Origin of the sequence: Mycobacterium sp. E136, from assembly GCF_001666865.1 — a bacterium.
GTDB lineage: Bacteria > Actinomycetota > Actinomycetes > Mycobacteriales > Mycobacteriaceae > Mycobacterium.
This window is the reverse complement of record NZ_LZJE01000395.1, coordinates 1-10,439: the sequence shown is the minus strand read 5'-3', so window position 1 is coordinate 10,439 and position 10,439 is coordinate 1. Positions and strand designations below refer to the sequence as shown.

Annotated in this window: 12 protein-coding genes; 6 read left to right on the top strand and 6 right to left on the bottom strand. The window is 69.2% G+C overall.

Annotated elements, in window-relative coordinates:
• The 5 genes from A5698_RS27015 to A5698_RS26995 form a co-directional block, all read right to left on the bottom strand.
• Nucleotides 1–610, bottom strand: a 610-nt coding sequence (locus tag A5698_RS27015) for a CNNM domain-containing protein (RefSeq protein ID WP_156670915.1), incomplete at its 3' end; no start/stop codon positions are given.
• A gap of 196 nt (nucleotides 611–806) precedes the next feature.
• On the bottom strand, nucleotides 807–2,243 hold the full coding sequence (locus A5698_RS27010) for a GuaB1 family IMP dehydrogenase-related protein (protein ID WP_068303401.1): 1,437 nt from the start codon (nucleotides 2,241–2,243) through the stop codon (nucleotides 807–809).
• Between the two features lie 105 nt (nucleotides 2,244–2,348).
• Complete coding sequence (gene gnd, locus A5698_RS27005; RefSeq protein WP_068303398.1) at nucleotides 2,349–3,812, bottom strand: NADP-dependent phosphogluconate dehydrogenase; 1,464 nt, start codon at nucleotides 3,810–3,812, stop codon at nucleotides 2,349–2,351.
• Between the two features lie 58 nt (nucleotides 3,813–3,870).
• Nucleotides 3,871–4,812, bottom strand: coding sequence for a M56 family metallopeptidase (locus tag A5698_RS27000; protein ID WP_068303395.1), 942 nt, complete (start codon nucleotides 4,810–4,812; stop codon nucleotides 3,871–3,873).
• 14 nt (nucleotides 4,813–4,826) lie between these two features.
• Nucleotides 4,827–5,243, bottom strand: coding sequence for a BlaI/MecI/CopY family transcriptional regulator (locus tag A5698_RS26995; protein WP_068303393.1), 417 nt, complete (start codon nucleotides 5,241–5,243; stop codon nucleotides 4,827–4,829).
• A 218-nt stretch (nucleotides 5,244–5,461) separates the two neighbouring features.
• On the opposite strand from A5698_RS26995, the gene A5698_RS26990 reads away from it, so the two are divergent.
• Nucleotides 5,462–6,238, top strand: coding sequence for an iron reductase (locus A5698_RS26990; protein WP_068303390.1), 777 nt, complete (start codon nucleotides 5,462–5,464; stop codon nucleotides 6,236–6,238).
• 169 nt (nucleotides 6,239–6,407) lie between these two features.
• On the opposite strand, the gene A5698_RS26985 is transcribed toward A5698_RS26990, so the two are convergent.
• The gene (locus A5698_RS26985; RefSeq protein ID WP_068303388.1) at nucleotides 6,408–6,785 is read right to left on the bottom strand and encodes a rhodanese-like domain-containing protein; all 378 of its coding nucleotides are present in this window, start codon (nucleotides 6,783–6,785) and stop codon (nucleotides 6,408–6,410) included.
• 63 nt (nucleotides 6,786–6,848) lie between these two features.
• On the opposite strand from A5698_RS26985, the gene A5698_RS26980 reads away from it, so the two are divergent.
• From A5698_RS26980 to A5698_RS26960, 5 genes are read left to right on the top strand one after another with little or no spacing between them, the layout of a single operon-like run.
• Nucleotides 6,849–7,253 carry a PaaI family thioesterase gene (locus tag A5698_RS26980; RefSeq protein ID WP_068303386.1) on the top strand — a complete coding sequence of 135 codons (405 nt, stop codon included), beginning with the start codon at nucleotides 6,849–6,851 and terminating at the stop codon, nucleotides 7,251–7,253.
• Between the two features lie 50 nt (nucleotides 7,254–7,303).
• Nucleotides 7,304–7,606 (top strand): urease subunit gamma, encoded by a 303-nt coding sequence (locus tag A5698_RS26975; RefSeq protein WP_067083031.1) that lies wholly within the window; start codon nucleotides 7,304–7,306, stop codon nucleotides 7,604–7,606.
• Nucleotides 7,607–7,614: 8 nt separating this feature from the next.
• The gene (locus tag A5698_RS26970; RefSeq protein ID WP_068303404.1) at nucleotides 7,615–7,926 is read left to right on the top strand and encodes an urease subunit beta; all 312 of its coding nucleotides are present in this window, start codon (nucleotides 7,615–7,617) and stop codon (nucleotides 7,924–7,926) included.
• A 10-nt stretch (nucleotides 7,927–7,936) separates the two neighbouring features.
• Nucleotides 7,937–9,670, top strand: a complete 1,734-nt coding sequence (locus A5698_RS26965; RefSeq protein ID WP_068303384.1) for an urease subunit alpha — start codon at nucleotides 7,937–7,939, stop codon at nucleotides 9,668–9,670.
• Between the two features lie 2 nt (nucleotides 9,671–9,672).
• Nucleotides 9,673–10,308 carry an urease accessory protein UreF gene (locus A5698_RS26960; RefSeq protein ID WP_068303381.1) on the top strand — a complete coding sequence of 212 codons (636 nt, stop codon included), beginning with the start codon at nucleotides 9,673–9,675 and terminating at the stop codon, nucleotides 10,306–10,308.
• Nucleotides 10,309–10,439 lie beyond the last annotated feature (131 nt).

Sequence of the window (10,439 nt, the reverse complement as noted above, 5' to 3'; positions counted from 1 at the left end):
TCGGGTCCAACGCACCGCTGCGGGCCGAACTGCGCACCAGCGACACCAACTCCTGCGGGGAACGCGCCGAGCGCAGCTCCTCGGCGGGCTCGATGCCCAGCCGGCGCAAGATCGCGTTGGCGGTGCCGTTCGTCAGCCGGATCAGCGGTGTGAACAGCGCCGAGAACAGCAACTGCGGCGCGGCCGACCACCGCGCCACCGGAACCGGTCGGGCGACCGCCAGGTTCTTCGGCACCAGCTCGCCGAACACCATCGACAGCGAGGTGGCGATCAGGATCGCCAGCGCCAGCGCGATCCCGCCGGTGTATTGCGGCGGTACGCCGATCGCGTCAAGCGCCGGGTGGATCAGCCGGGCCACGACGGGTTCGGCCAGAAAGCCCGTCGCGAGCGTGGTGATCGAGATGCCGACCTGGGCGCCGGAGAGCTGGAACGACAGCGTGCGGTGCGCCCGTCGGACCAGCTGGTCGCGCCGGTTGCCGCTGCGCGCGTTGGCTTCCACCGTGCTGCGCTCGAGCGCGGTGAGCGAGAACTCGGCGGCGACGAAAACCGCGGTGCCCGCGGTCAACAGGACGAATGCGAGTAGAGCCAACAGCGACGAGACGACGCTCATCGGGTGGTCTCCACGCGGATGCCGGGCCGCTGGCCCGGCCGTCTAGAGGAAGGCTCGGCGTCGGGAGGCTCGGGCCGCTCGGCCCCCTCGGGCCCCTCTGCAACCCGGACCTCGACGGGTGCCTGCGGCACGTGATCCCTTTCGCGTAGAGGACTGAAGAAAACCCATGGTAACGGGTGATGGGGCGGGTGCGGGATCACCAACCGGTGGGCAGCGGGTGGCCCTCGGCGAAGCCGGCCGCGGACTGCACGCCGAGCACGACCTTCTCGTGCAGTTCGGCGAGATTGGCGGCGCCGACGTAGGTGCACGTGCTGCGCACCCCGGACGTGATGTGGTCGAGCAGATCCTCCACGCCGCCGCGGGACGGGTCCAGCCCCATCCGCGATGTCGAGATGCCTTCCTCGAACAGCGCCTTGCGGGCCCGGTCGAACGCGCCGTCGCCGGCCGTGCGGGCGGCCACCGCGCGCTTGGACGCCATGCCGTAGCTCTCCTTGAACGGCTGGTTGTCGCGGTCGCGCATCAGGTCGCCGGGGGATTCGTAGGTGCCGGCGAACCAGGAGCCGATCATCACATTGGAGGCGCCCGCCGCCAGCGCGAGCGCGACGTCGCGCGGGTGGCGGATGCCGCCGTCCGCCCACACGTGGGCGCCCAATTCTCTTGCTGCAGCGGCGCATTCGACGACCGCCGAGAACTGCGGCCGGCCGACGCCGGTCATCATCCGCGTGGTGCACATGGCGCCGGGCCCGACGCCGACCTTGACGATCGAGGCGCCCGCGTTGACCAAGTCCCTGGTGCCCTCGGCGGAGACGACGTTGCCCGCGGCGAGCGGTAGACCGAGGTCCAGCGCCGCCACCGCCTCGATCGCGTCGAGCATCTTGACCTGGTGCCCGTGCGCGGTGTCGATCACGAGCAGGTCGACACCGACCTCGGCCAGGCCGCGCGCCTTGGCGCCGACATCGCCGTTGATGCCGACCGCGGCGGCGATCCGCAACCGGCCCCTTTCGTCGACGGCAGGGGCGTAGATGCCCGCCCGGATCGCGCCGGTGCGCGTCAGCACACCGGCCAGCGTGCCGTCGCTCTCGGTCAACACCGCCACGTCGACCGGTGCGTGCTCGAGCAGATCGAAGACCTTGCGCGGTTCGGTCCCCACCGGCGCGGTGACGAAGTCGGAGATGGCGATGTCGCGCACGCGGGTGAAGCGGTCGACGCCCTCGCAGTTGGCCTCGGTCACCAGTCCGATCGGCCTGCCCTCGAACACCACGACCGCGGCGCCGTGCGCGCGCTTGTGGATCAGCGCGGTCGCATCGGACACCGAGTCGTCGGGGGAGAGCACGACGGGGGTGTCGACGACGAGGTCGCGGCTCTTGACGAAGTCGACCGTCTCGTTGACCGCCGAGATCGGCAGGTCCTGCGGAAGCACGACGAGGCCGCCGCGGCGGGCCACCGTCTCGGCCATCCGTCGGCCCGCGACCGCAGTCATGTTCGCGACGACGACGGGGATCGTGGTGCCCGAGCCGTCGGAGGTCGACAGGTCGACGTCCATCCGCGACTGGACGTCGGAGCGTCCGGGGACGACGAAGACGTCGTTGTAGGTCAGGTCATATGCGGGCCGGTGGCCCTCCAGAAAACGCATGTCGGCTCAAGTCTAGTTGCGCGCCAGTCCTCGGCCGAGCAGACGCGAAACTGCCCATTTTTGGCCGAAAAGCGGCAGTTTTACGTCTGCTCGCCGGGTATGGCGTCAGGCCTCGACCTCGCTGCGGTCCCCGCTCCACAGCGTGTGGAACCGCTTGGCGGGGTCGGCGTCGATGCGCCCGTATGTGTGCGCACCGAAGTAGTCGCGAAGGCCCTGGGTGAGCGCGGCGGGCAGGCGCTCGGTGCGCAGCGCGTCGTAATACGACAGCGCCGAGGCGAAACCCGGGATCGGGATGCCCAACTCGGTGGCCGTGACCACGACTCGGCGCCAGCTGTCGATCGCCGCCTCGATGGCGCTGCGGAAGTACGGCGCGACGATCAGCGTCGGCAGGTCGGGATCCTCGTCGAACGCATCCTTGATCCGGTTGAGGAACTTGGCCCGGATGATGCAGCCGCCGCGCCAGATGGTGGCCAGGTCGCCGGGCGTGACGCCCCAGTCGTACTCGGCGCTGCCCGCCTGGATCTGGTTGAAGCCCTGCGCGTAGGCGATGATCTTCGACGCGTACAACGCCTGGCGGACGTCCTCGGTGAATTTCTCGGCGTCGCTGGGCCTTTCGCCGAGATCACCCGACGCCAGCCCGGTGGTGGCCTTGCGCTGGGTCACCGATCCGGACAGCGCGCGAGCGAACACGGCCTCGGCGATGCCGGTCACCGGGACGCCGAGATCGAGGGCCGACTTCACCGTCCAGCGTCCGGTGCCCTTCTGCTCGGCCTCGTCGAGGATGATGTCGACGAGCGGCTTGCCGGTCTTGGCGTCGTTCTGGCGCAGCACTTTCGCGGTGATCTCGACCAGGAAGCTGTCCAGGTCGCCGGAGTTCCACTCGTCGAAGACGTCGGCGATCTCGCCCGCCGACTTGCCCAGCCCGTCGCGCAGCAGCTGATAGGCCTCGCCAATCAGCTGCATGTCGGAGTACTCGATGCCGTTGTGCACCATCTTCACGAAGTGGCCGGCGCCGTCGGGGCCGATGTGGGTGCAGCACGGCACGCCGTCGACGTGTGCGGAGATCTCCTCGAGCAGCGGGCCCAGCGATTTGTAGGACTCAGCCGGGCCGCCGGGCATGATGGACGGCCCGTTCAGCGCGCCCTCCTCGCCGCCGGAGATGCCCGCCCCGACGAAGTGCAGACCGCGTTCGCGCATCGCCTTCTCGCGCCGGATCGTGTCGGTGTAGAGCGCGTTGCCCCCGTCGATGATGATGTCGCCCTCTTCCATCGCGTCGGCGAGCTCGTTGATCACCGCGTCGGTGGGGTCACCGGCCTTGACCATGATCAGCACCCGGCGCGGCTTCTCCAGCGCGTCGAGGAACTCCGCAATGGTCTCGCTGCGCACGAACTTGCCCTCGGAGCCGTGCTGTTCGAGCAGCGCATCGGTCTTGGCGACCGACCGGTTGTGCAGCGCAACGGTGTACCCGTGCCGGGCGAAATTGCGCGCGATGTTGGACCCCATGACGGCGAGCCCGGTCACCCCGATTTGAGCGGTACCGGTGGTCGATGCGGAAGCGTCAGAGCTCATTCGGGCAGCCTTTCGTTGTTTTGTTGTGTGAACGCATGGTTCGGGAGTGGCTTGTCCCTTAAGCGGTGAACAGCCTTTGCAGCTCGGTCAGCCACGGCAGCACCACCGCGACGGTCGGGACCACGAGCACCGCCGCCGCGGCCGCGTACGCGCCAGCGGCCAGCACCCGGCTGTTGGGTCGCCCGCCGAGGCGGCGCACCCGCAGCACGGTGGTGGGCCCGCCCGCGGCCAGCGCACCCGACGGCGTGCGCCCGGCCGCGCACGCGACGAGCGCGCGGGCCAGGGGAGTGGGACCGGCGATGCGCACCGCGGCGTCGTCGGCCAGCATCTCGACCAGCAGGCGCACGGCGTGCAATGCGCTTCCGCTGCGGACGAAGCGGGGGAAGGCCGCGTGCACGGCGGTGAACATCTCGAGCACCAGGTCGTGCCGGGCGCGCAGGTGCGCCCGTTCGTGGGTGAGGATCGCAGCGATCTCGTTGTCCTCCAACGTCGTCAGTGTGCCCTCGCTGACCACCACGCGGCTGCGCACCCCGGGCAGGCAGTAGGCCAGCGGCTGATCCACGTCGAGGATGCGCAGCCCGTCGCCGGCGTGCGCGCGGGCCCACGTCTGCGACTTGCCCACGAGGTCGACGACCATCCGGTGATGCGCACGACGGCGTCGCGTCGCGATCGCGACCTGCAACACCGCGGCCATCAACCGGGCGCCGATCACCAGCGTCAGCGCGAAGACGACGACGTAGGCGATCCACACCGGCCACCCCATGACGGCGATCTCACTGGTGATGCCTGCGGTCGGCCTACCGTCGGGCCCGGGCGCGAAAAGCCTGCTCGCGATCGCGATCCCGGCCGAGAAGGCCGACAGGACCGCGGCCGATGCGATGGCCTGCCACAACACGATCGCCGCCCGCGGTGCGCGGAAGGGCCAGGACGCGCGCGCCAGAAGAGCCGGCACCGGTCCGGACAGGACCAGCGCCAGGATGGTGAAGGCCAGCGCGGACACGCTGTAAGTCTCTCTCAGCCGGTGCCCGAATTACCAGCGGGCGGCGTAACGCGATCCTTGCTTTCCAGCTCGGCCAGCGCGCGGCGCAACGCGGCCGCTTCGTCGGCGCCGACCCGCTCGACGAAATGCACCAGCGCCGCCTCCCGACTGCCCGAATCGGCGGCCTGGTCGAGCGCATCGACCATCAGCCCCGCGACCAGCTCGTCGCGGCCGTGAGTCGGGGCGTAGCGGTGGGCGCGGTCGTCGCGGTGCTGCACGACGAGGTTCTTCTTCGCCAGCCGCTGCAGCACGGTCATGATCGTGGTGTACGCCAAGTCGCGTTCGGCGGAGAGCGCCTCGTGAACCTGGCGCACGGTTTGGGGCTCGCGCGAGGACCACAGGTGATCCATCACAGCGCGTTCCAGTTCCCCTAGACGCGTCAACTTCGCCATCGTCCGTTCATCTCCTAGAGGCTATTGGACCAGCGTACTACTTGTTACTACCGTGCGTCGTATTTCGCCTGGCGGACAAGGCTTTGCCGACGACTGCGCGAACCTTCCGCCGTGGTCACCGCCGCTTTGCGGCCCTGTGTGAAAGCAGTCACAGGGTCTAGCCGTCGTGACGCGCACAGCTATAGTAAGCCTTACCTAACTCGATATCGGGAGGCCCCATGACGGTATTGGTCGACGATCCACTCATCGCAAGCATGGCGATCCGCCGGATCCTGCCGCTGCATGAGTCGAGTCGGCGGCTACGCGCGCTCTACCCCGAGTGTCCGCGCGTCTACGGCGTCGCGGTGATGGGTGACCTGTCCCGGCGGCGCTGGTGGCCGCTGGCCGATGCGCTGACCACGGACCGTCTGCAGACGATGTTCGACCTCGCGGCCGAGGAGACTGACAGCCGCGCGGCGGTCGCCCATCAATTGGCGGCCACGCTCGCCCACGTCGTCGTCGGCCGGGTCGTACCGCTGGTCGTCCTCGAGGGCCGGGCCTGGGACACCGGGCTGGAGAACCTGTGGGTGCACGTGGATTCCGAGGGTGCGATCGATTGGGTCGGCGTCGTCGATCCGACACTGCGGGCCCTGCCGGACGATCCGTGCTTCGAGCGCGGGTCGGGTCACATCGACCGGTCGACGCGCGAGGGGATCGTGGCGCTGCCGAGCGAGGCTGCGTTGACGACGTGGGTGGCGCACCGCAGTCACCGCGCGCTCGCGCCCCTGTTCACCAAGCTGGCGGAGATCAGCGGCGGCGCTATGTCGGTCGCGTCGATGTGGCACGTCGTGGGCGGGGCGGTGGTTTCCGCGGCCACGCAGGTGCCGCTGCTCGCCGGTTCGAGCGAGTGGACGAGCATGCGCCGCAGCCAGGCCGTGCTCGACGCTCTGGTCGGCTTCGGACTTCCCGTCCGGGGCACCTCGCGATCGAATGCGGGGAAGGTCTTGCTTAATTAGGCAAGCCTTGCCTATGCTCTTGCAGTGATCGAAAACTGAACCACCGGACCGCGCCGGAGTCCTGAGGGCTGCAGAGACCCCCGGTCCACACGGAGGACGGGCCCCGCACCATTGGTGCGGGGCCCGTTCGCATTGCCGCCGAACGCGGGGCTGGCTCAACGCTTTTCGATCAAACCTCCTCGACCGCCCCACCGCCGTCGGCCCAGTCGCCGAAGCCGCCGAGGTTGAAGACGTTCTCGTAGCCGAGTTCCTTGAGCGCCTGACCGGCCAGGGCCGAGCGGCCGCCGGACGCGCAATACACGATGACCGGCTTGTCCTTGGAGAAGTTCTGGTCGTGGTACGGCGACCCCGGGTCGGCGCGGAACTCGAGCATGCCGCGCGGCACGTGGACGGCGCCTGCCACCTTTCCGCTTTTCTCCACCTCGGGGGCGTCGCGGACGTCGACGACCAACGCGCCTTTGCCGATCAAGTCTTTCGCCTCGTCGTGGGAGATCTTCGGCACCACGGCGTTGGCGGCTTCTACGAGCTCTTTCGCGGACTTGGCCATGGCCGACCCTAACTCGCAGCACCCGACGCGGTCATGGAGTTCGACGGCGTGTAAACACGTTGCGTGACTTCCGACCTGCCATCCGACCTGGGTAAGGGCTACGACAAAGAGCTCGGCCTCACTTATCTCGACCTCGGACCCGACGGCGGCCGTGCGCAGCTGACGATCACCGACAAGCTGCTGCAGCCCTACGGCATCGTGCACGGCGGCGTGTACTGCTCGATCGTCGAGAGCCTGGCGAGCGTGTCGGCGGCGGTGTGGCTCGCCGACCATGGAGGCGGCAACGTCGTCGGCGTCAACAACAACACCGACTTCCTGCGGGCAATCTCGTCGGGCAGCGTCACCGCGGTGTCCACGCCGATTCACCGCGGTCGGCGCCAGCAGCTGTGGCAGATCGTCATCACCGACGAGAACGACAAGGTCGTCGCCCGTGGGCAGGTACGGCTGCAGAACATGCCCGCCGAGTAGGCCTTCGCGTGCGCTGCTGATCGCCGCGCTCCGTGGCAATATCGCCCACTATGCGTCTATCCCCGCATGAGCAGGACCGCCTGCTCATCTCCTACGCGGCCGAATTGGCGCGGCGCCGGCAGGCCCGCGGTCTGAAGCTCAACCATCCGGAGGCGGTCGCGGTGATCACCGACCACCTCCTGGAGGGAGCACGCGACGGACGCACCGTGGCCGAGCTCATGGCGAGCGGCCGCGAGGTCCTGCGCCGCGACGACGTGATGGACGGCGTGCCCGAGATGCTCGACGACGTCCAGGTCGAGGCGACGTTTCCCGACGGCACGAAGCTCGTCACCGTCCACCATCCGATCCCGTGACCGAATCGATGGTGCCCGGCGAGATCCTGTACGGGGACGGTGATATCGAGATCAATCCCGGCGCCCCGCGTCTCTCGATCGAGATTGTCAACACCGGAGACCGACCGGTGCAGGTGGGCAGCCACGTACACCTGCCGCAGGCCAACGCCGCGCTGTCCTTCGACCGTCCGACCGCGCACGGCCACCGGCTCGAGATCCCCGCGGGCACCGCGGTGCGGTTCGAACCCGGTGTGGCCCAGACTGTCTCGCTCGTCCCGCTGGGGGGCTCGCGTGAGGTGCACGGCTTGAGCCTGAACCCGCCCGGCCGGCTTGACCGATGAGAGGAGCCCGATGACCCGGTTGCCGCGCGCCAGATACGGTGCACTGTTCGGGCCGACGACCGGCGACCGGATCCGGTTGGCCGACACCGACCTGTTCATCGAGATCACCGAGGACCGCAGCGGGGGAGCGGAGGTCGCCGGCGACGAGGCCGTCTTCGGCGGGGGCAAGGTGTTGCGTGAGTCGATGGGCCAGGGCCGTGCGACGCGTGCGGACGGGGCACCCGACACCGTCATCACCGGTGTGGTGATCCTCGACTACTGGGGAGTCATCAAGGCCGACATCGGCATTCGCGACGGTCGCATCACCGCGATCGGCAAGGCCGGCAACCCGGACATCATGTCGGGCGTGCATCCCGATCTGGTCGTGGGTCCCTCGACGGAGATCATCGGCGGCAATGGCCGCATCGTCACCGCCGGCGGCATCGACTGCCACGTGCACCTGATCTGCCCGCAGACCATGGCCGAGGCGCTCGGCGGCGGCATCACCACGATGGTCGGCGGCGGCACCGGTCCCGCGGAGGGCAGCAAAGCCACCACCGTCACCCCCGGCGCATGGCATCTGGCCCGCATGCTCGAATCGCTGGACTCCTGGCCGGTGAACATCGCACTGCTCGGCAAGGGCAACACCGTCAGCGCCGAGGCCATGTGGGAGCAATTGCGGGGCGGCGCTTCGGGTTTCAAGCTGCACGAGGACTGGGGCAGCACGCCCGCGGCGATCGACGCCTGCCTCAGCGTGGCCGACGCATCGGGTGTCCAGGTGGCGCTGCATTCCGACACCCTCAACGAGGCGGGGTTCGTGGAGGACACCGTCGGCGCGATCGCCGGTCGGTCCATCCACGCCTACCACACCGAGGGCGCAGGCGGCGGACACGCGCCCGACATCATCACCGTCGCCGCGCAGCCGCACGTGCTGCCGAGTTCGACCAACCCGACGCGGCCGCACACGGTCAACACGCTCGACGAGCATCTCGACATGTTGATGGTGTGCCACCACCTCAACCCCAGTGTCCCCGAGGATCTCGCGTTCGCCGAGAGCCGTATCCGTCCCTCCACCATCGCCGCCGAGGACCTGTTGCACGACATCGGCGCGATCTCGATGATCGGCAGCGATGCGCAGGCGATGGGCCGCATCGGGGAGGTGGTCATCCGCACCTGGCAGACCGCGCACGTCATGAAGCGCAGACGCGGAGCGCTCGACGGCGACCCGACCGGACCGAAGCAGTCCGACAATCACCGCGCACGCCGCTACGTCGCCAAGTACACGATCTGCCCGGCGATCGCGCACGGTCTCGACGGTGAGATCGGGTCGGTCGAGGTGGGCAAGCTCGCCGACCTGGTGTTGTGGGAGCCCGCGTTCTTCGGGGTGCGACCGCACGCGGTGCTCAAGGGCGGCATGATCGCCTGGGCCGCAATGGGAGACGCCAACGCGTCGATCCCCACCCCGCAGCCGGTGCTGCCGCGTCCCATGTTCGGCGCGGCGCCGTCGGCCGCCGCCGCCACGTCCGTGCACTTCGTCTCGCAGCAGGCCGTCGACGACGGGCTCGCCGATCGGATCGACGTGAAGCGGCGCCTCGTTGCGGTCAAGGATGTCCGCAAGGTGGGCAAAGCCGATATGCCGCTGAACGACGCACTGCCTCGCATCGAGGTCGACCCCGACACGTTCACCGTCCGCATCGACGGCGACGTGTGGCAGGAGCAGCCGGCGACCGAATTGCCGATGGCGCAACGGTATTTCCTCTTCTGACGATGACGAACTTGACCACGCTTCTCGCACTTGCCGATTCGCGGCTGCCGACCGGCGGGCACGTGCACTCCGGCGGCGTCGAGGAGGCAGTCACCAGCGGACTGGTCGCCGACGTGGCCACGCTGCGGGCCTATCTGCGTCGTCGCATCCGCACCCAGGGACTGGTCACTGCCTCCCTGGCGACGGCGGTGCACACCGGCACACTCACCCCGGCCCGGGCCGACCTCGAAACCGACGCTCGCACACCGGCACCCGCAGCCCGCCAGGCGTCGCGCGCGCAGGGCCGAGGCCTGGTCCGGCTGGCCCGGCGGGTGTGGCCCGGCGAAGACTGGGAGTCGCTCGGCGCGACCCCCCACCTCGCGGTGGCTGCGGGATGGACGGGCCGTGCCGCCGGTCTGACGGCTGAGCAGACCGCGCTTTCGGTCGTCTACACCACCATGACGAACTCGGCGACGGCCGCCCAGCGACTGCTCGCCCTCGATCCCGGCGACGTCGCGGCGCTCACTTTCGAACTGTCGGCGCTGTGTGATCAGACGTCGGCCTCGGCCGCCAAGGAACTGGCCGACCTGTCCGATCCGCTGCTCGACGTGCTGGCCGAGCGCCACCACCGCCGCGAACGCCCACTCTTCGTCTCGTAGCCCCGAAAGGACGTCATGCCACCGCATTTCATCGACGGCGAGCCGCACCACCATGTCGAGCAGCGGATCGGACAGGTCGGCCAGTTCCTTGGCGGCCGAGGCCGACGTCTGATCACACAGCGCCGACAGTT